We start from the raw sequence: 20,346 nt of genomic DNA on the forward strand, positions 1-20,346 counted from the left end.
AGAACTTCCATCCTCGGAGGGCCTCGACCCCTATCCAGCGACCGACGCGCCCAACCCGACTACACTCTCAGCTGCGAAGAGCCAGCAAACATCGCCAGGATGGCTGCCCCTACGCGAGGAAGGACATGTGTCATGTGTATTCCTTTTTGTGTAAGTCAGCACCGTCGACTATCCGAGAGGGGTTCGGAGATCGATGCTGAGCGGGGACTCTCCCGAAACATTACAAGTTGGGAACGAACATCACAACTTGCACACGAAATACGTTCAAATGATTCTCAGCATCCGCAGTCGGGAGTACTATGCCCGCAGTCTTGGGCGCGGAGGGTGCGGAGCCCGGTCTGATGCGGCAGCTCGGCCGCTTGTGCGCGGCGGAGGCTGGTGCGAGGCGCGGCTCACCTTATGCAGGGCGGACCATCGCGGGCCGCGGTTCGCGATTCGCGGTTCGCGGTTCGCACACGACCGCAAGTCCAGTTGCTCGGATTCCTCAAGGATTCGCGCCGTGTCGAGTTTCACGGACCAGTTGGACAGAGGTGAGTCACCAGTGACGTCTCGTATCGTCCCGTGACTTCGTAACGACCACGTCACCTCGGCGCGGAATGACTGCAGCGGCACGCAGGCAACGGGTCTGGCAGCGGGTCTGGCGGCGACCGGATTCTCTACCATCACGGTTAGCGGCACACACCACCTGTGCACGGGTGGTCTGTCGGGCTCCACCGTCGTTATGCGGAGCTCGACGTAGGACGTGCCGCTGGAGCGAGGTTTCGCGGCCAATGGTGCGGCGTGCGCAGAACATGGTCCTGCCCTCGGACAGCACGAAGCCCGCCTTCGGTGAGGGAGGCGGGCTTGAGAACCGCGGGGCGCCGGACCGCTCAGCGGCGGTCCGGCGTCAGCGGATCACTTCGCGGCGAGGAGTTCGCGCATGAGCTCAGCGGTCTCGGTCGGGGTCTTGCCGACCTTGACGCCCGCTGCCTCGAGGGCTTCCTTCTTCGCCTGAGCGGTGCCCGAGGAACCGGAGACGATGGCGCCGGCGTGGCCCATGGTCTTGCCCTCGGGAGCGGTGAAGCCGGCCACGTAGCCGACGACCGGCTTCGTCACGTTCTCCTTGATGTAGGCAGCAGCGCGCTCCTCGGCGTCGCCGCCGATCTCGCCGATCATGACGATCGCCTCGGTCTCCGGGTCGGCCTCGAACGCTTCGAGCGCGTCGATGTGGGTGGTGCCGATGACGGGGTCACCGCCGATGCCGATCGCGGTCGAGAAGCCGAGATCACGGAGTTCGTACATCATCTGGTAGGTGAGCGTGCCCGACTTCGACACGAGTCCGAGCTTGCCCTTCTTCGTGATGTTCGCCGGGATGATGCCGGCCAGCGACTGCTCGGGCGAAATGATGCCCGGGCAGTTGGGGCCGATGATGCGGGTGGCGTTGCCGGCCGCCTGGGCGCGTGCCCAGACCTCGGCGGAGTCCTGCACCGGGATGCCCTCGGTGATGATGACGAGCAGGCCGATGCCGGCGTCGATCGCCTCGATCGCGGCGTCCTTGGAGAACGCCGGTGGGACGAAGGCGACGGACACGTCCGCACCGGTGGCCTCCATCGCCTCGGCGACGGTGGCGAACACGGGCAGTTCGATGTCGTTGCCGTCACGGTCGACGTGCTTGACGGTGGTGCCGGCCTTGCGGGCGTTGACGCCGCCGACGACGTTCGATCCGGCTGCGAGCATACGCGCGGTGTGCTTGGTGCCCTCACCGCCGGTGATGCCCTGGACGATGATCTTCGAATCGGAATTCAGGAAGATTGACATGTGTGTGGAGACCTTTCCTTACTTCGCAGCAGCCAGTTCGGCGGCCTTGTCGGCTCCACCGTCCATGGTGTCGACCTGGGTGACGAGCGGGTGAGCGGCCTCGGCGAGGATCGCGCGTCCCTCTTCGACGTTGTTGCCGTCGAGGCGGACGACGAGCGGCTTGGTGGCCTGGTCCCCGAGGATCTCGAGGGCCTTGACGATGCCGCGGGCGACCTCGTCGCACGCGGTGATGCCGCCGAAGACGTTGACGAAGACGGCCTTGACCTGGTCATCGCCGAGGATTACGTCGAGTCCGTTGGCCATGACCTCCGCCGAGGCGCCGCCGCCGATGTCGAGGAAGTTCGCCGGCTTGACGTTGTCGTGGTTCTCACCGGCGTAGGCGACGACGTCGAGGGTCGACATGACCAGGCCCGCGCCGTTGCCGATGATGCCGACCTCACCGTCGAGCTTGACGTAGTTGAGGCCGAGGTCCTTCGCCTTGAGCTCCAGGGGGTCCTCGGCGGAGACGTCGACGAGCTCTTCATGGTCGGGGTGACGGAAGTCGGCGTTCTCGTCGAGGGAGACCTTGCCGTCGAGGGCGATGATGTCACCGGCACCGGTCTTGACCAGCGGGTTGACCTCGACGAGCGTGGCGTCTTCCTTCTCGAAGACGGTCCACAGGGACACCAGGACGGGGGCGATCTTCGCAGCGGTCTCGGCGTCGAAGCCGGCCGCCTCGGCGATCTCAGCTGCCTTCGCCTCGTCGATGCCGTCGATGGCGTTGACGGGGATCTTCGCAAGCGCTTCGGGGCGTTCGACCGCGAGCTGCTCGATCTCCATGCCGCCTTCCTTCGAGCACATGGCGAGGTAGGTGCGGTTGGATCGGTCGAGCAGGACGGAGAAGTAGTACTCTTCGGCGATGTCCGCACCTTCGGCGATCATCACCTTCTTCGTGATGTGGCCCTTGATGTCGAGACCGAGGATCTCCTTGGCGCGTGCTTCCGCCTCTTCGGGATTCTTCGCGACCTTGACGCCGCCGGCCTTGCCGCGGCCGCCGATCTTCACCTGCGACTTGACGACGACGACTCCGCCGCCCAGGTCTTCGGCTGCCTTCTTCGCTTCTTCTGGTGTCGTGGCGACCTGAGCCTTGAGCACGGGCACCCCGTGCTTCTCGAACAGGTCACGTGCTTGATACTCGAAAAGATCCACGTGTCTTCCTTCGTTTCGTCTGCAGGGCGTTCTCACCCAGCATTCGTGCGGGGTCTTTTGGCCCCGCAAGAGCGTTGACGGATGCAACAACCACAGACCACTTTATTCCCAACCGCACCCGCGCAACCAAATGCGCAGGCCCGGTACGTAACGAATATCTCGTGAAAAAGAATCTTGGTCGTCAAGATTCTTGATCTGGACGTAAAATCGGATCATGGATGAGGTCGATCGGATCGTCGCTGCGTGGCGACATGAGCGTCCTGACCTCGATGTCTCCCCCATGGAGATCCTCTCCCGGGTGACCCGGCTGTCCCGGCAGCTCGATCGGGCGAGGAAGTCGAGCTTCTCCGAGTACGGCATCGAGGGCTGGGCCTTCGATGTGCTCTCCGCCCTGCGTCGCTCCGGGGAGCCGTATCAGCTCTCCCCCTCGACGCTGCTCCAGGAGACGCTTGTGACCTCGGGGACGATGACAAACCGCATCGACCGTCTCGTCACCGCCGGCTGGGTCGAGCGCCTGCCCGATCCCGATGATCGCCGAGGTGTGCTCGTGCGCCTCACCGAGGCGGGCCGGGCGACCGTCGACTCCGCACTCGCCGACCTCCTCGTCAAGGAGCGCGACATCCTCGCCGGACTCACCCCGGCAGGGCGACGCAAGCTCGCCTCGCTGCTGCGAGAGCTCTCGACCGGCTTCGACGGCGAGGAGGACTGAGGACGATGACCGACAGGACCGACCCCGCGAACCCCGCCGAGGCGTCTGATCCCGCCGAGGTGACCGCTGGGTCCCTGCGCGGTTGGACCGGGGTGGAATCGCCTCGGCGGGAGACGATCTCCGGCACCTATGTCGATCTTGTGCCGCTCGACCCGGCAGCGCACGGGGACGATCTCTTCGCCGCCTCGACGGCCGAGGGCGCCGACGAGCGATTCGCGTATCTGCCCGAGACCCCGCCGCGTGACCGCGGCGAGTTCGGGGCCTGGCTCGAGTCCGCGGCTGCCTCGGCCGACCCTCTCTTCTTCGCCGTCGTCGACCGGGCCACCGGCCGGGCCGAAGGCAGGCAGGCGCTCATGCGCGTCGACACGGCCAACGGGGTCATCGAGATCGGCAACATCCTCTGGGGTCCGGCACTCTCCCGCACCCGGGGCGCCACCGAGGCGTTCTTCCTCGCCGCGGACCTCGCGTTCGCAGCCGGCTACCGGCGCTTCGAGTGGAAGTGCAACGACGACAACGTGCCCTCGAAGCGTGCGGCCGCCCGCTTCGGGTTCACCCACGAAGGGCTCTTCCGGCAGCACATGGTCGTCAAGGGCGTCAACCGCGACACCGCATGGTTCGCGATCATCGACTCAGAATGGCCGGCCCTGCGCCGCGGCTTCACCCGCTGGCTCGCACCGGAGAACTTCGACGACGAGGGCCGGCAGCTGCGCCGCCTCGAGGAGTTCCTCCGCCCGTCCTGACCGCCTCGGCGCTATCGGTCCGCCACCGCCCATCCGGACCGTCCCAGCGCGTCCTCACCGGCTCGGCCGACACCGGCGATTAGGCTGGATGCGAGGTCCGTTCGCGACCGCATCCCGCACCGTCGAGACGTACGAGGAACCATGCGCCTTCGCTCCCTTGCCCTGCTCACCACCGCCGCAGTCCTCGCGACATCCGCGTGCGTGCCCACCTCGACGGAGACGCGACCGCAGCCGCGCCCCTCGGTCAGCGAGGAGGAGGTCACCCCGATCGCGACCCCCGACGACGCGCCGGAGATCTCCGTCGTCGACTCCTCCCCCGGCGGGGCGAAGGAGACCGACCCGCTGTGGCAGGGCCTGGCCAAGGCCGCGCAGGAGAAGAAGCCGATCTACCTCAAGACCTGGGTCCACACCGCGAACCCCGACCTGCCCACCTCCGGTCAGGTCACGGTGACCGCTGACAGCCCCAACAGCGTCAGCGTCACTGTCGACGCCGCCAACGTCAACCGCGACCAGTCCCCGTTCCTGCGCATCCAGGGTCTCTTCGACGTCGAGGAGGTCGGCACGTCCGCGTACACGCTCACGACCGTCAACTCCGACGACATCCCCGAACTCGATCCCAAGGGCCCGGACGACAAGACGCGGTGCACGGCCGCCGATGCCCAGGACCGGATCAACCTCGCCGCCGACGACCTCTCGGCGGATCCGAGCAAGCGTGAGGAGTTCCGTCAGCAGTGGGGCGCGTCCCCGCAGGTGTGGTGGGGCATCCAGATGACCGCGAAGAGCCTGTCCGAAGAGGGCGGGGTCGCCGGCGACTACCTCACCGAGGCGTGCGGGCAGTACCTCGGCCAGTGAGACCTCGGCCAGTGAGATGAGATCCGCCGCCGAGGTGGAGCCTCGGCGGCGGACATGCCCGGTCGTGCCAGGACAGCTGGGATGCCCGGTCGAGCGTCAGGCTTCGAGCGCGCGGTTGTAGGCGTCGACGACGGGTGGGGTGAAGTAGCCGACGATGACGGCGAGCGCCGTGATGAGGCAGCCGAGGCCGAGTCCGAGCGAACCGCCGATGACGCTGATGCCGAAGACGATGACGAGGAGCTCGAAGGCGATCGCCGCGGGCCTCGCCCACCGGTGGAGCAGCCACGACCCGCGGGCGGCGGCCACGAGACCGGCGGCGAAGACGACGAACATCACGGCCAGCCCGATGAGGGAGGTCGCCAGCGCCCCGGCACCGATGGCGGTGACGATGAAGGAGACGGCCGTGCCGAGCAGCACGAGCGCCTGCAGGCCGAGGACGATGACGACGATGAGCATCGCCCGCGGTGTCGGCACACCGTGACCGGTCGGCTCCTGCGCACCGTGACCGGTCGGCTCCGGCGCACCGCCGGACACGGCGCCTGATTCCTTCGGGCTCACACGTTCACCCGGGCGAATCCGGGGATGAGGATCTCATCGAGCATGCGCTCGCGCACGTCGAGGGGCAGGAACGCCGCGGTGATCGCGTTGACGGTCGCCCATTCGAGATCGGTCTGGGTCCAGCCGGCCTCGTCGACGAGCAGCCGCATCTCCCGGCTCACCGAGGTGCCTGACATCAGACGGTTGTCCGGGTTGATCGTCACGGCGAAGCCGAGGTCTTTGAGCCCCGTGATCGGGTGAGTGGCGATGGTGCCGCCGATGTCGGTCTGGAGGTTCGAGCTCGGGCACAGTTCGAGCGGGATTTGCTGATCGAGCACCCATGCGGCGAGGCTGCCGAGCTGGCCCTCACCGTCGACGATGTCCATGTCCTCGACGATCCGGGCCCCATGCCCGATCCGCTGCGTGTGGCAGACGGTGACCGCCTCGTGGATCGACTCCCGGCCCGCGGCCTCTCCGGCATGGATGGTCACCGGCACGTAGGCCTGGTGGAGGGCGTTGAACGCGGAGAGGTGCAGCGAGGGCGGGAAGCCCTTCTCGGGACCGGCGATGTCGAAGCCGACGACACCGGAGTCTGCGCCCTTCTCCCGGTGGCGGATCGCAAGTTCGGCGATCGCCATCGAGTTGTCGGCCTGACGCATCGCGGTGATGATCTGACCGACGCGGATGAACCTCCCGTCGGCGGCCGCCTCGGCGACACCGGCGTCAAGTCCCTCCTGGACGGCTTCGACGACGTCGTCGAGATCGAGCCCGCCCTCGAGGTGCTGTTCGGGAGCCCACCGGGCCTCGGCGTAGAAGACGCCGTCGACGACCTGGTCGAGCACCCATTCCTTCGCCACCCGGATGAGACCCTCACGGGTCTGCATGAGCGCGGTGGTGTGGGCGAAGGTCTCGAGGTAGCGCACGAGGTCCCCGGAGTTCGCGGAGTCCGCGAACCACTGCGCGAGCGCGTCGGGGTCCGTGGCGGGCAGTTCGTGGCCGACCGCCTCGGCGAGTTCGATCATCGTCTCCGGACGCAGACCGCCGTCGAGGTGGTCGTGGAGGGAGACTTTGGGCAGCTGCAGGATCGGGTCGTCATGGGCGACGCCGGCGGGGGTTCTATGCACAGCCCAAGTCTATCGGCTGGCGGCGGGGAGAAGCATGGGAACGCTACCCCTTCGTCGGGTCGATCTCTCCGCTCTTGATCCGCCCCCGCAGGTCCGCGATGCTCCGGCCCGCGTCGGAGACCCGGCTGAGGAAACCGTCCTCGGCGGAGATGTTGACTCCGCCGTTGTCGATCGTGCCCTCGTAGGCCTCCTCGGCGACGAGGATCCCGTTCATCTCCACGGGGTCGTCGGGGCCGGGTTCGACGACCTCGTCGGGGTTCTTGCTCTGGGGCCAGTCGGGGAACATCGTGCGCAGGCCGCGGCGGATGTTCGGTTCGATCGTCGCGATGACGGCCTCGCTGAAATCGCCTGAGGCCCCGTACCAGATGAGCTTCGGCAGCACCGGGGGCTCACCCTCGGGGTCCGGGGTCGCGGTCGCCGCGGACGCGCGCACCTCGGCGGCGGCGCCGAGCACCCCCATCGCCGCCGCCGAACCGAAGGGCACGACGACATCCGCATCGGATCGCTGGGCGGCGTCGAAGAAGTCCCGTCCGGCCGCCTCGGTGTCGTCGACGGTGCGCCCGGCGATGCGCGACTTCCGGAACGAGGTGACGTCCTCGACGTCGTCGCCGGACTCCTGGTTGTAGAGGTCCACGCCCGCGTCGAAGGCGGTGAGGATCTTCTCCGCCTGCGGGAATCCGCGGGACACGAGCGCGGAGACCTCCCCGGACTCGGACGCGGTCGCCGCGATGTAGCCGGCGATGAAGGCCGGGGGGACGAGGTCGAAGTCGATGGTGAGCACGTTGTCGGGGAAGTCCTCGCGGCCGCTGGCCATGCCGAGGTAGAGCGAGTCCGGGTTCTCCCGGGCGACGTCGGCGAGTTCGCTCGCCCCACCGGGACCGATGACCGTCGTCAGCGAGCACTTCTCACCGACCGTGCGATCGAGTGCCGCCGAGGTGGCCGAGGAGTTCGAGACCCGCTGACTCGAGGTCGCGGAGAAGAGACCCGCCGAGCGGGCGAGTTCGGTCTCGGCGAGGGTGAGCGCCCCGGCGGAGTAGTCGTCGAACCCGGCCGGAGCCGAGATCATGCAGCCCGTCGTCGGATCCTCGACGGCCTCGGGCGTCGAGACCGCGCACGCGCTCGCACCGAGGAGGCTGAGCACGCCGAGGCCGGCGCCGGCCACCCTGGTCACGAGCTTGGTTCTCATCGCACCAGATTATCGGGCGGGCCTGAGTGCTCCCCCATCGGGCGGGTCGAGCGGTCAGCGGGCGGCGGGTACGCCTGGTCCTCAGGCGGGCAGGCTTATCACCGTGTGCCGTCGAGGACCTTGAGGGCGGTGGCCGTGAAGATCCGGGTGGCGATCGCAACACTCGCCTCGTCGATGAGCAGATCGCCCTGGTGGATGTCGTACGTCGTCCCACCGGGGGTGCGGGTGCCCATGCGCACGAGCGCGCCCGGGCAGTGCGTGAGGTACCACGCGAAGTCCTCCCCGCCCATCGACTGCGGAGTCAGCTGCACCGCGTGCTCGCCGAGTTCACCGCGCACGGCCGACTCGATGAGCGCGACCTGGTCTTCGGTGTTGACGACAGGGGGCACGCCGCGTCGATGGTCGAGTTCGACTTCGACACCGTACGGGCCGGCGATGCGTTCGACGAGTTCGGGCAGCACCTCGGCGACCTGATTCCAGCCGTCGACGTCGAGACAGCGCAGCGTGCCGCGCAGCACGCCCTCGGAAGGGACGACGTTGGCGGCGTGGCCGGCGCTGATCTCGCCCCAGACGAGGGAGATCGCGTGCCGGGGGTCGATGAGGCGGCCGAGCGTCGAGGGCAGGTCGGTGGCGAGTTTGCCGAGCGCGTAGACGAGGTCCTCGGTGAGGTGGGGCCGCGAGGTGTGCCCGCCGTGACCGGTCAGCCGGATGAGGACGGTGTCGCCGGCCGCGGTGATCGCACCGATGCGCGAGCCGATCCGGCCGACGTCGACGTTGGGGTCGCAGTGGATCGCGTAGATCTCGGGCACATCGTCGAGCACGCCCTGGGAGATGACGCGCAGCGCCCCGCCCGGGGTGACCTCTTCGCCGGGTTGGAAGATCAGGCGCACTCGGCCGCCGAGGCCGCCGGGCCTCGCAACGTGTGCCCGCTGCAGGGCGATGCCGGCGCCGAGGAGGCCGGTGAGGTGGACGTCGTGGCCGCACGCGTGGGCGACGCCGGGCACGGTCGACGCGAAGTCCTCGGCGATGAGGTCGTCGATGGGCAGGGCGTCGATGTCGGCGCGCAGGGCGAGCGCGATGGGTCCCTCGCCGACGTCGCAGATCAGCCCGGTGCCCTCGAGGCGGACCGGGGAGAGTCCGGCGGCCTCGAGGCGCGCGACGATCTTGTCCGTCGTCGAGAACTCCTGGAAGGACAGCTCGGGGTGGGCGTGGATGTCGCGGCGGAAGTCGATGAGCTCGGGGCCGATCTCAGCGATGGTCTCAGTGATGGTCTCAGCGACGACGCTTGCGGCGGTGTCGGCACTGGCGTCGGTCGCGCCTGAGGTCTCGGCGGCTCCCACGTCGGCGGCGGTCGGACCGGGGGTTCCCTGATCGGCGGCAGCGGGCGTGCCCGCGACAGGGGTCGTGCTGGCGGCATCGGGCGTGCCGGCGGGAGCGGCCGAGCCCGCGGATTCGGGCGTGCCCGCGGTCGCCTCGGCGGTGAGGGGATCTCCGCTGCGGACCGCGGTGCTGGGGTCGGGGTTGAGTGACATTGAGGCCATGCTAGACACTCGCGCCCGGGTTTGGGCCGCCTGTGACCAAATTCGACACTTTCGATGACCCGCCGCGTCGATGACCCACAACCCCTGCCGTCAAGCGGCGCCCGAGTCAGCTCGCGGCGCCCGGGTCAGCTCGCGGCGGGGCCAGCTCGTGGCCCGCAGGGTCAGCTCGCGGCGGGGCAGACGCGTTCAGCGGCGTGGGATTCCTCGGCGAGCAGCCGCAGTTCGCACGTGTTCTGCGTGCGGAAGGGTTCGACGCCGTCGATCTCCAGCGGTCCGGGCACCTGGGCGAGGATGTCGCGCAGCAGCCGGGCATGGACGGTGCAGGCCATGGTCCGTTCGGCACCGTCGAGCTGGAGGTGCGGGCACGCGGCGAGCGAGACCCGCAGTTCGGTGTCGTCGGCGACGGGCTCGAGGCCGGAGTCGTCGAGGTGCTCGACGAGGGTGTCGAACTGCTCCCCCGCATCGTCGCCGAGCTCCCGTACGCGTGCGGGCTGGCAGGCCATGCCGATGCGGCGCAGCACGGGACCGACTTCGCGCACATGGTCGATGCGCCGACGTGCGGCCGCGTTCATTTCCGCATCGTCGACGGCGCGGTAGACGATCGGGGGTCGTCCGCGGCTGCCGCACGGCCGCGGTCGGGAGCTGACGAACCCTTCGTCGATGAGGACGCCGAGGTGGTCCCGGGTCGTGTTGACGTGGAGGCCGACCGCCTCGGCGAGGGCTTTGAGGGTGAGGTCCGGGTGGTCCTGGATGACGCCGAGGAGGCGGACGCGATTGATCTCGGTGAGTCCTCGGTAGTCGGTGGTCCTGCGCGGCATGACGGCCATCCTCGGGGTCGGTGGGGATCGACTGCCCTCTTATTCTACGCCTCGTAGAATTCTGTGACAACGCCTGTGGTCACAGCGGTGGGCGCGAATAAACACGGTCGAAGGCGAAGCGGTCGCAGCACAGTCCGGCCACCCTGAGAACATCGAATCGACTCTGATGAAGGATGACCCAATGCAGCTCAGCCCGCAGTCGCACGAGATCGTCGCGGCCACCGCCGGCGTCGTCGCCGAGCACGCCGACGAGATCACCTCCGTGTTCTACCCGTCGATGTTCGAAGCCCACCCCGAGCTCCTCAACATCTTCAACCTCGCCAACCAGGCCATCGGCGAGCAGCCGAAGGCGCTCGCGGCCTCCGTCGTCGCCTTCGCCGTCCAGCTCATCGACCCCGACGCCCCCGACTTCACCCCTGTCCTCAACCGGATCGCCTACAAGCACGTGTCCCTCGGTGTGAAGGCCTCGGAGTACCTCATCGTCGGCAAGTACCTCCTCGGCGCGGTCAAGACAGTGCTCGGCGAGGCGATCACCGATGAGGTCGCGGCCGCCTGGGACGAGGTGTACTGGCTCTTCGCGACCGCCCTCATCGCCGAGGAGGCCCGGCTCTACGCCCAGGCCGGCACCGATCCCGAGCACCCGTGGCGCGACTACCGCGTCGTCGAGCGCTTCGACGAGTCCGACGAGGTCTTCTCCCTCCTCCTCGTACCCGTCGAGGGCGAGGTTCCCAGCCACCGCACCGGGCAGTACGTCGCGGTCCTCGTCGAACTCCCGGACGGCTCCACCCAGCCCCGGCAGTACACGATCTCCTCGGGTCCTCGCGGGGACACGCTGCGGGTGACGATCAAGCGGGTCCGCGGAGCCAACGGCGCTCCCGACGGCCTGGTCTCCGGCTGGCTGTTCGACAACGCGCAGCCGGGCACCGTTCTCAAGCTCTCGCAGCCGGCCGGCGACGTCGTCCTCGACGACACCGACGCGCCTCTCGTCCTCGTCTCCGCGGGCATCGGGATCACCCCGATCGCCGCGATCATGGAGGACCTCTCGCGTCGCCAGCCGAACCGGACCGTCCGGCTCTATCACGCGGACCGCTCGCATGCGAACCATGCGCTCTACGCGGGACTGCGCCGGCAGGTGCTTGCGATGACCGACGCGAAGGCCCTCAACTGGTACGAAGAGGGTGCGACCGAGGCCCCCACCCTGCACCCCGCGCGCAGCGGTTTCATGGATCTCAGCGGCATCGCCGTCCCCGCCGAGGCGGAGGTGTTCATGTGCGGTCCGCTGCCGTTCATGCAGGCGACGAGGACGGAGCTCATCGGCAAGGGCGTGCCCGCCGACAGCATCCACTACGAGGTCTTCGGCCCCGACCTCTGGGCGCAGAACCCCGAATGAGATCGTGACCGGCTGGGCGGGCAGATGACCTCCCGCGAATACGCGAGCCGCCCGGCACCCCGCCGGGCGGCTCTCCGCTGTTCGGCACGCTGCGCCATCGCCCACTCAACTTGCGGCAGCACCGGCCCCAGAAGGCGTCAGAACTGCTCGAGCTCACTTGAGTCTCGACGGCCCAGTTCGCGAACAGTGCCCTCCGTACTCAAGTGGGCCGGACTGCGATTCGGGCCGGATCTGCGGCCGCCAGGTCGCTGCACACCGGCCCGGCGGTCGCGAGGAAGCCGCTCAGAGCACGACGCCGACCCGACAGTCGCTGGGGCAGCTCTCCGCTGTTCGGCACGCGGCTCCATCGTCCATTCGACTTGCGGATCACCGGCCCCAGAAGGCGTCAGAACTGTTCGAGCTCACTTGAGTCTCGACGGCCCAGTTCGCGAACAGTGCCCTCCGTACTCAAGTGGGCCGAACGGCGATCCGGGCCTGATCTGCGGCCGGAACGGGTCGCGAGGCAGCCGCTCAGAGGAGGTCGTCGAGGCCGCGCTCACCGGCCAGGGACACAGCCTTCTTGACATCCTGAGCATGCGAGCGGGAGGTGATGAGGAGGACGTCCTCGGTGTCGACGACGACGAGGTCCTCGAGACCGACGATGGCCACGGTGCGCGGCTGCTCGGAGAAGACGACTCCGGAGGCGTCGACCTCGAGGAGGTCGCACGAACCGCCGATCGAGATGACTCCGCGCGGTTCGCCGGGCACAGGCTGGCGCAGGCGGGCCACGGAGTCGAAGTCGCCGACGTCGTCCCAGCCGAAGTCGCCGGGGATGACGATGACGCATCCGGCCGCGGCGGCCGGTTCGGCGACGACGTAGTCGATCGCGCGCTTCTCCAGGCCCGGCCACACCTCGGCGAGCACCTGGGCACGGTCATCGGAATCCCAGGCGTCGGCGATGCGCTCAAGCCCGGCGAAGAGCGTCGGATCCTCGGTCGCGAGGATCTCGAGCAGCGCGGAGGCCTTGGCGATGAACATCCCGGCGTTCCACCGGTACCGGCCGGAGTCGACGTAGCGGCGGGCCGTGCTCGCCGCGGGCTTCTCCGCGAATTCGAGGGCCCGCCGGGCGGTGGGGGCGCCGTCGATGCCGAGCAGCGCACCGGTCTTGATGTAGCCGTACGCGGTGGCCGGGTGGCGGGGCATGATGCCGACGGTGACGATGTCACCGGTTTCGGCGGCGATGCAGGCCTGTTCGATGACGGCACGGAATTCGTCGATGTTCGTGATCGAGTGGTCGGCGGAGAACGATCCGACGATCGCCTCGGGGTCGGACTTGGCGATGAGGAGGGTCGCGAGTCCGATCGCGGCGGCGGAGTCCTTGGGTGAGGGCTCGGCGACGATCCGGCTCGGGCACAGTTCGGGCAGCTGCTCGGCAACCTGGTCGAGGTGGCTCTCACCGGTGACGACCCAGACGTTGTCGTCGCCGACGAGCGGGGCGACGCGGTCCCAGGTCGACTGGAGGAGGCTGCGCCCGGTGCCGAGCACGTCGTGGAGGAACTTCGGGGATGCCTTGCGGGAGAGCGGCCAGAGCCGGGTTCCGGATCCGCCCGCGGGGATGATGGCGTGGAAGTGCGTGTTCACCCCCTCAGTGTCTCAGAGTCCGGGCAGAGCCTCTGCGATGTTCTCCGCCGTGTCGGGGTGAGGAGAACCAGAACACACCGCCGCCAATTACCGCACACGTCTATGCTGTAATTCGCCGCCGACCGCTCAACGATCGGCCGCTGTGAGGGAACTGCCAGGGTCTGGGTGTGATCCTCCCCGCTCAGCGGCGGACCGACTGGCAACTGCGGGGCGTTGGGCGTAGTTTCATGATGTACATCGTCGATTCATCCAAGATGGAGGATGCTCCGTGGCCCAAGCGTCAACGAGCACTCTGTACCGCGGTGGAGAAGGAATGTGGTCCTGGGTCGCGCATCGCGTCACAGGCGTCGGAATCTTCTTCTTCCTGTTGGTCCACGTGCTTGACACTGCACTCGTTCGCGTTTCCCCCGAGGCGTACAACGCCGTCATCGGAACATACAAGACGCCGATCATGGCCTTCGGGGAGATCGCCCTCGTCGCCGCGATCGCATTCCATGCATTCAACGGCCTGCGCGTCATTCTCATCGACTTCTCCAAGGGCGGACCGAAGAACCAGAGGAAGCTCTTCTGGGGCGTGATGATCCTCTGGCTGATCATCATGGTCGCGTTCGTGCCCCGCCAGCTGATGCACACGTTCGGAGGCTGATATGAGCACAACATCGATTCCGGCGCCTCGCACCGGTTACTCCCGCCACAAGTCCACGCGCTCGAAATTCGAGATGTTCGCGTGGCTCTTCATGCGCCTGTCGGGCATCGTGCTCGTCGTCCTCATCTTCGGCCACCTCTTCGTCAACCTGTGGGCCGGCGAAGGCGTCCAGCAGATCGACTTCGGCTTCGTCGCCGGCAAGTGGGCCAGCCCGTTCTGGCAGATCTGGGACCTCCTCATGCTGTGGCTGGCCATGCTGCACGGCACCAACGGCCTGCGCACGATCATCATGGACTACGCCGAGAAGCCCGGCACCCGGATGAGCCTCCAGCTCATCCTCTACATCGCCTCGGCGGTCATCCTCGTGCTCGGCACGCTCGTCATCTTCACCTTCGATCCCTGCCCTGCCGCAGCCGACCCGTCGCTGCTCGCGTCGTTCTGCCAGGCCTAAAGGAGAAACATGCAGGTTCATCACTACGACGTCGTCATCGTCGGCGCCGGTGGCGCAGGCATGCGCGCCGCCATCGAGTCCGGCCAGCGGGCACGCACCGCGGTCCTGACCAAGCTCTACCCCACCCGCTCCCACACCGGCGCCGCCCAGGGCGGCATGTGCGCAGCTCTGGCGAATGTGGAAGAGGACAACTGGGAGTGGCACACCTTCGACACCGTCAAGGGCGGTGACTACCTCGTCGACCAGGATGCCGCCGAGGTGATGGCCAAGGAAGCCATCGACGCCGTCCTCGATCTGGAGAAGATGGGGCTGCCGTTCAACCGCACCCCCGAAGGCAAGATCGACCAGCGTCGCTTCGGCGGTCACACGCGTGACCACGGCAAGGCGCCGGTGCGCCGCTCGTGCTACGCCGCCGACCGCACCGGGCACATGATCCTCCAGACGCTCTACCAGAACTGCGTCAAGCACGGCGTCGAGTTCTACAACGAGTTTTACGTCCTCGACCTCGTCATGACCGAGGTCGACGGAGTTCGCCGCCCCGCCGGCGTCGTCGCCTACGAGCTCGCCACCGGTGAGATCCACGTCTTCCAGGCCAAGTCGGTCGTCTTCGCCACCGGCGGTGTGGGCAAGGTCTTCAAGACCACCTCGAACGCCCACACGCTCACCGGCGACGGCATGGCCGTGACCTACAACCGCGGCATCCCGCTCGAGGACATGGAGTTCTTCCAGTTCCATCCCACAGGCCTCGCCGGTCTCGGCATCCTGCTCTCCGAGGCGGCCCGCGGTGAGGGCGCGATCCTGCGCAACTCCGAGGGTGAGCGCTTCATGGAGCGCTACGCCCCGACGATCAAGGACCTCGCTCCGCGTGACATCGTCGCCCGGTCGATGGCCAACGAGGTGCGCGAAGGCCGCGGTGCCGGTCCGAACAAGGACTACGTCCTCCTCGACCTCACCCACCTCGAGCCGGCGCACATCGACGAGAAGCTGCCGGACATCACCGAGTTCGCCCGCACCTACCTCGGTGTGGAGCCCTACACGGAGCCGGTGCCGGTCTTCCCGACCGCGCACTACGCGATGGGCGGCATCCCGACGAACATCGCCTCCGAGGTGCTCGCCGACAACGACACCGTCATCCCCGGCCTCTTCGCCGCCGGCGAGTGCGCGTGTGTCTCCGTCCACGGGTCGAACCGTCTGGGCACGAACTCGCTGCTCGACATCAACGTCTTCGGCAAGCGTGCGGGCATCGCCGCCGCCGAATACGCCCTCGGCGCCGACATGGTCGAACTGCCCGAGGATCCGCAGGCCGACACGGCCGCCGTCCTCGAGCGCCTGCGCACCTCCGACGGACCCGAGCGCATCGGCGCGATCCGCAACGACCTGCAGGAGATCATGGACGCCAACGTCCAGGTGTTCCGCACCGACGAGACGCTGCGCGCTGCCCTCGACGAGATCGAGAAGCTGCGTGAGCGCTACGACAACGTCGGCATCCAGGACCGCGGCAAGCGCTACAACCTCGACCTGCTCGAGGCCGTCGAGCTCGGCTTCCTGCTCGAACTCGCCGAGGTCATCACCGTCGCCGCGATCCACCGCAAGGAATCCCGCGGAGGCCACTTCCGCGAGGACTTCCCGAACCGCGACGACGAGAACTTCATGCATCACACCATGACGTACCTCGACCCGGAAGCGGAGGCCGAGGGGATCCCCGGCATGCGCCTGGAGACCAAGCCCGTCGTCGTCACCCGTTACCAGCCGATGGAGCGTAAGTACTGATGAGCACCGAAACCACCACCCCGGAGCCGGCGTCGAAGGTCGATCTTCCCGCGCACCTGAGCGGCAGCAAGGGAGAGATCCCGTCCTTCGACTGCACCTTCCGCATCGCCCGCTTCGATCCGGAGACGGACGAGGCGCCGCACTGGGAAGAGTACAAGGTCACGATGTACGGCACCGACCGTGTGCTCGACGCCCTGCACAAGATCAAGTGGGAGATGGACGGTTCGCTGTCCTTCCGCCGCTCGTGCGCCCACGGCGTCTGCGGATCCGATGCGATGCGCATCAACGGCCGCAACCGCCTGGCCTGCAAGACGCTGCTCAAGGACCTCGACACGAACAAGGTCATCACCGTCGAGGCGATCAAGGGCCTTCCCCTGGAGAAGGACCTCATCGTCGACATGGAGCCCTTCTTCCAGTCGTACCGCGAGATCATGCCGTTCCTCATCACCTCCGGTCATGAGCCCACGCGTGAGCGCCTGCAGTCGGCCGAGCAGCGCGAGGCCTTCGACGACACCACCAAGTGCATCCTCTGCGCCTCGTGCACCTCGTCGTGCCCCGTGTTCTGGACCGACGGCCAGTACTTCGGTCCGGCCGCGATCGTCAACGCGCACCGCTTCATCTTCGACTCGCGCGACGAGGGCGGCGACATGCGCCTGGAGATCCTCAACGACAAGGAAGGCGTGTGGCGCTGCCGCACGACGTTCAACTGCACCGATGCGTGCCCGCGCGGCATCGAGATCACCAAGGCCATCGCCGAGGTGAAGCAGGCCATCCTGCAGCGCGCCTTCTGATCCGGGGCGGGGTCGTCCCCTGCCGTTGATCCGATCCGCCGAGGCGGTCGTGCCCATGCACGACCGCCTTCGTCGTTCCCGGAGGTCGCTGCGCTCGGCGGCAGGGTCGATGTTCGGCGGCAGGGTCGATGTTCGGCGGCAGGGTCGATGTTCGTCGGCAGGGTCGATGTTCGTCGGCAGGGTCGATGTTCGGCGGCAGGGTCGATGTTCGTCGGCGGAGTCAATGTTCGGCGGCAGGGGCGGTGTTCGGCGCCGGAGTCGATGTTCGGCGGCAGGACACGTGCTCGGCACCGAACCTGAGGATGCGCGACACCGGTGATCCGTACACTGGTCCGCATGCGTTCTGCTTCTCCGACCGTCACACCTGCTCCTGCTTCCCTCGCGGCCCACGGCCGCTCCTCCGCTCCCGAGACGGCCGTCCCGGCCGCCTCCCGGTCCATTCGGCCGCGGCCTCTGCGCATGATCGCCGCCGCGGTCCTCACGCTCCTCCTCGTCGTCTCTCAGCTGGCCCTCTCCCCCGGCACCTCGCAGGCTCAGCCCGAGGAGACGAAGAAGGGAGAGAAGATCTACGTCACGCCGGACAACCTCGGCGATGGAGCGAAGCCGCCGCAGCCGGTGGGCACGTCCTGGCTCGTCGGGGACCTCGACACCGGGGAACTCCAGGTGGCGCAGAACATCGACAAGAAGCACGCTCCGGCTTCGACGATCAAACTGCTCACGGCGCTCGCGCTCGTCGACGTCCTCGACGATCCGAAGCAGAAGGTCACGGCCGAGTTCGAGGACATGGAGATCGACGGAACGAAGGTCGGTCTCATGCAGAAGAACGACTACACCGTCGACACGCTCTTCCACGCGATGCTCATGTCGAGTGCCAACGATGCCGCCAACGCCCTGGGTCGGGCGGCCGGCGGGCAGGAGAAGGCGGTGGCGCTGATGAACGAGAAGGCGCAGGCGCTGGGGATGACGAACACGCGCGCGGCCAACACCTCGGGCCTCGACGATCCGAACCAGTACACGACGGTCGCGGACATGATGAAGCTTGCGTGGGCGGTGACGAAGAACCCCCGGCTCATGGAGATCATCGGCACGCAGACGTACAAGTTCCCGGGCGGGACGAACCCGGAGACGAAGAAGAAGTTCAAAGGCTACGAGATCCAGAACCACACGAAGATCGTCGGCCGGGTCGACGGTGGGCTCGGGCTGAAGAACGGGTACACGACGACGGCGAAGGGCTCCTTCATCGCCGTCGCCGAACGCGACGGCCGCACGGTCGTCTCGGCCCTGCTCGGAGCGGAGAACAACTCGCGGCAGGCCGCCGTCGACCTCCTCGAATGGGACTTCGCGCAGACCTCTCCGCAGACCGTGACGACGGTGCCCGTGGGGGCCGCCGCAGCGCCGACCCCGACAGAGACCGCTTCGGGCAGCGGCGGCGATGCCGGTGGGGCGGCCGATGCCGATGCGGTCTCGGCCACCGAGGCGGCACAGGGTTCGTCGACGGTTACGGCGATCGGGATCCTGCCGCTCGCCCTCCTCGGCGGGGGCGTCCTCCTCCTCGTCGCGGCGATCGTGTTCTGGGTGCGACTGCGGAAGCGGCACCGAGCGCTGAGCTGAGGCGGTGGGCTGAAGCGGTAGCTGTCGGCCGGCCGATTGGGGCCGGCGCGGACAGGCTGGCTGCGGCCGGCTGCGGCCGCCGCGGTCGGCACGGACAAGCGGTGGTCGTTTTGACTTGTGACCCCACGAGGGTCTAAGCTGATCACTTGCGTTCGAAGCGTCCGGCATCATCGGGCCATCGCACCGGCGAGCATCGACCGGTCGACGTTGGAGAAGGCAGGCCGCTCATGACGGCCGCCGGGTTCACTTTTCACACGATGATCTGCCAAGGACACTGTGGCTCTTCGCAACGCGATCCCACCACCGTAGGGACCGACCCGCATCACGGTGAAATCTCGCAGGAGACGGCGACGATGTCCGTCGTCTGAGTCCTGTTGCCGCGCGGTGACCACCCATCACCGTTCGCGTCCGTCGGCGTCCGCCGACTCCGAGACACGGCGACCACCCATCGCCGAAACGACGACACGACCTGGAGCAGGCGTCGATGCCTGCCCTTGTCGCTGACAGAAAGGAGAGGAACCCATGTCTGAGTTCCCACAGTGGGTCCAGCGTGCCGTCCGGCACGCCGGCCTCATCGATCCGCAGATCAGCACGGAGGACGGAGAGGTCACGATCAGTGACTCCACCGGCCGCACCGTTCTGTTCACGGGCTCGTCGCTGCGTGAGACCACGCCGCTGGCCGCCTGAGCGCGGCCTCCGCTGGAGCGGGGCGGCGCACTGCCGGGTATGACGCAGTGCGCCCGCTCCCCCGGCGGCCCGGCACCGACCACGACGCCCGGATCATGTGCCTCATCGTTCGAGGACCATGATCCGGGCGTCTCTGCGTTCCCGATTATGATCAGATACCTTGCTCGATGCGTTCCCGGGAAGGGTTACCGGGCCACGATGGTCTGTCAGGCGCGCCGACAGCGTGCGCCGGCGCATGGGTGAGGTGATTGCGAACATGGGCAGCGAGTTCGCCGACTCCTGGGGCACCGATCGTGCCGGTGCGTGGTTCGCGGAGACGGAGTCCATGAGCGCCGAAACCGACCGGGCATGGCAGACGGCACGCTTGGCCGGTGAGTCCCGCCGGGCGAATCCGCGGTCGCGCCTGCGGTCGCTGCTTCGGCACGACGAATCGTCGGACGTCGCTCAGCTCAGCCAACAGCGCATCCTCCAGCGTCTCGACGAAGACGCCTCGCACGTGCGCCATCTGGCCCGCAGCCTTCACGCCGCGCCTACGGCGACGGCGGGTGGGATGTGACTTTCCGTGAGCGCTGGGCTGCGATCGTCGGCGCCGGAATAGGTTCAGGTCTGAGGGTGGTCCTCGTCGCCGAGTCCGACCTCGACCGACTGTTCGGCCACGTCGGCGGAATCGGCTTCGAGCACCGCCGGCAGCGAGCCGGTGGGCTCGGCGTCTTCGCCGGTGACCTCAGAGGCGACGACGCCCTCGGGGTCGTCGAGGTCCTGATTCTGCTCCATCCGGTCCGGCTCGGGCACTTCGCTGAACGACTGAGCTGAGTTCACGATTCCTCCTTGCGGCACTGCGGGTACTCGTGATGGTAGCCCCGTCGTCGCACATGTCAAGGAGTCGGC

20 protein-coding genes are annotated in these 20,346 nt (G+C 67.8%); 11 read left to right on the forward strand and 9 right to left on the reverse strand.

Annotated elements, in window-relative coordinates; genetic code table 11:
• Window positions 1–894 precede the first annotated feature (894 nt).
• Together sucD and sucC are read right to left on the reverse strand one after the other, a co-directional pair.
• A complete protein-coding gene (gene sucD, locus AAHA49_RS02020) occupies window positions 895–1,797 on the reverse strand; it encodes a succinate--CoA ligase subunit alpha (protein WP_342037032.1) in 903 nt (300 codons plus the stop codon).
• 18 nt (window positions 1,798–1,815) lie between these two features.
• Window positions 1,816–2,985, reverse strand: a complete 1,170-nt coding sequence (sucC, locus tag AAHA49_RS02025; RefSeq protein ID WP_342037033.1) for an ADP-forming succinate--CoA ligase subunit beta — start codon at window positions 2,983–2,985, stop codon at window positions 1,816–1,818.
• Between the two features lie 214 nt (window positions 2,986–3,199).
• On the opposite strand from sucC, the gene AAHA49_RS02030 reads away from it, so the two are divergent.
• The 3 genes from AAHA49_RS02030 to AAHA49_RS02040 all read left to right on the forward strand — a co-directional run bounded on the left by AAHA49_RS02030 (window position 3,200) and on the right by AAHA49_RS02040 (window position 5,286).
• Window positions 3,200–3,694, forward strand: a complete 495-nt coding sequence (locus AAHA49_RS02030; protein ID WP_342037034.1) for a MarR family winged helix-turn-helix transcriptional regulator — start codon at window positions 3,200–3,202, stop codon at window positions 3,692–3,694.
• 5 nt (window positions 3,695–3,699) lie between these two features.
• Entirely contained in the window at window positions 3,700–4,434 is a 735-nt protein-coding gene (locus AAHA49_RS02035) for a GNAT family N-acetyltransferase (protein WP_342037035.1), read from the forward strand.
• A 141-nt stretch (window positions 4,435–4,575) separates the two neighbouring features.
• On the forward strand, window positions 4,576–5,286 hold the full coding sequence (locus AAHA49_RS02040; protein ID WP_342037036.1) for a hypothetical protein: 711 nt from the start codon (window positions 4,576–4,578) through the stop codon (window positions 5,284–5,286).
• 96 nt (window positions 5,287–5,382) lie between these two features.
• On the opposite strand, the gene AAHA49_RS02045 is transcribed toward AAHA49_RS02040, so the two are convergent.
• The 5 genes from AAHA49_RS02045 to AAHA49_RS02065 all read right to left on the reverse strand — a co-directional run bounded on the left by AAHA49_RS02045 (window position 5,383) and on the right by AAHA49_RS02065 (window position 10,492).
• Window positions 5,383–5,844, reverse strand: a complete 462-nt coding sequence (locus AAHA49_RS02045; RefSeq protein ID WP_342037037.1) for a hypothetical protein — start codon at window positions 5,842–5,844, stop codon at window positions 5,383–5,385.
• A complete protein-coding gene (locus tag AAHA49_RS02050; protein WP_342037038.1) occupies window positions 5,841–6,947 on the reverse strand; it encodes an adenosine deaminase in 1,107 nt (368 codons plus the stop codon). The genes AAHA49_RS02045 and AAHA49_RS02050 overlap by 4 nt, the downstream gene beginning before the upstream one ends.
• Before the next feature lie 43 nt (window positions 6,948–6,990).
• Window positions 6,991–8,133 (reverse strand): BMP family ABC transporter substrate-binding protein, encoded by a 1,143-nt coding sequence (locus AAHA49_RS02055; RefSeq protein ID WP_342037039.1) that lies wholly within the window; start codon window positions 8,131–8,133, stop codon window positions 6,991–6,993.
• Window positions 8,134–8,231: 98 nt separating this feature from the next.
• Entirely contained in the window at window positions 8,232–9,665 is a 1,434-nt protein-coding gene (locus AAHA49_RS02060) for an amidohydrolase (protein ID WP_342037040.1), read from the reverse strand.
• A 170-nt stretch (window positions 9,666–9,835) separates the two neighbouring features.
• On the reverse strand, window positions 9,836–10,492 hold the full coding sequence (locus AAHA49_RS02065) for a winged helix-turn-helix transcriptional regulator (protein ID WP_342037041.1): 657 nt from the start codon (window positions 10,490–10,492) through the stop codon (window positions 9,836–9,838).
• A 166-nt stretch (window positions 10,493–10,658) separates the two neighbouring features.
• On the opposite strand from AAHA49_RS02065, the gene AAHA49_RS02070 reads away from it, so the two are divergent.
• A complete protein-coding gene (locus AAHA49_RS02070) occupies window positions 10,659–11,882 on the forward strand; it encodes a globin domain-containing protein (protein WP_342037042.1) in 1,224 nt (407 codons plus the stop codon).
• Between the two features lie 510 nt (window positions 11,883–12,392).
• Here the strand turns inward: AAHA49_RS02070 and AAHA49_RS02075 are convergent.
• Entirely contained in the window at window positions 12,393–13,502 is a 1,110-nt protein-coding gene (locus AAHA49_RS02075; RefSeq protein WP_342037043.1) for a mannose-1-phosphate guanylyltransferase, read from the reverse strand.
• Window positions 13,503–13,770: 268 nt separating this feature from the next.
• On the opposite strand from AAHA49_RS02075, the gene sdhC reads away from it, so the two are divergent.
• From sdhC to AAHA49_RS02110, 7 genes are all read left to right on the forward strand, one after another.
• A complete protein-coding gene (gene sdhC / locus AAHA49_RS02080) occupies window positions 13,771–14,148 on the forward strand; it encodes a succinate dehydrogenase, cytochrome b556 subunit (protein WP_342037044.1) in 378 nt (125 codons plus the stop codon).
• Window position 14,149: 1 nt separating this feature from the next.
• Entirely contained in the window at window positions 14,150–14,599 is a 450-nt protein-coding gene (locus AAHA49_RS02085; protein ID WP_342037045.1) for a succinate dehydrogenase hydrophobic membrane anchor subunit, read from the forward strand.
• 9 nt (window positions 14,600–14,608) lie between these two features.
• Entirely contained in the window at window positions 14,609–16,369 is a 1,761-nt protein-coding gene (gene sdhA, locus AAHA49_RS02090) for a succinate dehydrogenase flavoprotein subunit (protein WP_342037046.1), read from the forward strand.
• On the forward strand, window positions 16,369–17,160 hold the full coding sequence (locus AAHA49_RS02095) for a succinate dehydrogenase iron-sulfur subunit (protein WP_342037047.1): 792 nt from the start codon (window positions 16,369–16,371) through the stop codon (window positions 17,158–17,160). Before sdhA ends, AAHA49_RS02095 begins: the two co-directional genes overlap by 1 nt.
• Before the next feature lie 336 nt (window positions 17,161–17,496).
• Window positions 17,497–18,771: a D-alanyl-D-alanine carboxypeptidase family protein gene (locus AAHA49_RS02100; protein WP_342037048.1), complete on the forward strand. Its 1,275-nt coding sequence runs from the start codon at window positions 17,497–17,499 to the stop codon at window positions 18,769–18,771.
• 522 nt (window positions 18,772–19,293) lie between these two features.
• On the forward strand, window positions 19,294–19,458 hold the full coding sequence (locus AAHA49_RS02105) for a hypothetical protein (RefSeq protein WP_342037049.1): 165 nt from the start codon (window positions 19,294–19,296) through the stop codon (window positions 19,456–19,458).
• A gap of 235 nt (window positions 19,459–19,693) precedes the next feature.
• A complete protein-coding gene (locus AAHA49_RS02110) occupies window positions 19,694–20,014 on the forward strand; it encodes a hypothetical protein (protein ID WP_342037050.1) in 321 nt (106 codons plus the stop codon).
• Between the two features lie 44 nt (window positions 20,015–20,058).
• On the opposite strand, the gene AAHA49_RS02115 is transcribed toward AAHA49_RS02110, so the two are convergent.
• The gene (locus AAHA49_RS02115; protein ID WP_342037051.1) at window positions 20,059–20,277 is read right to left on the reverse strand and encodes a hypothetical protein; all 219 of its coding nucleotides are present in this window, start codon (window positions 20,275–20,277) and stop codon (window positions 20,059–20,061) included.
• Window positions 20,278–20,346 lie beyond the last annotated feature (69 nt).

It is taken from the genome of Brevibacterium ammoniilyticum, assembly GCF_038429965.1.
GTDB classification, from domain to species: Bacteria; Actinomycetota; Actinomycetes; order Actinomycetales; family Brevibacteriaceae; genus Brevibacterium; species Brevibacterium ammoniilyticum.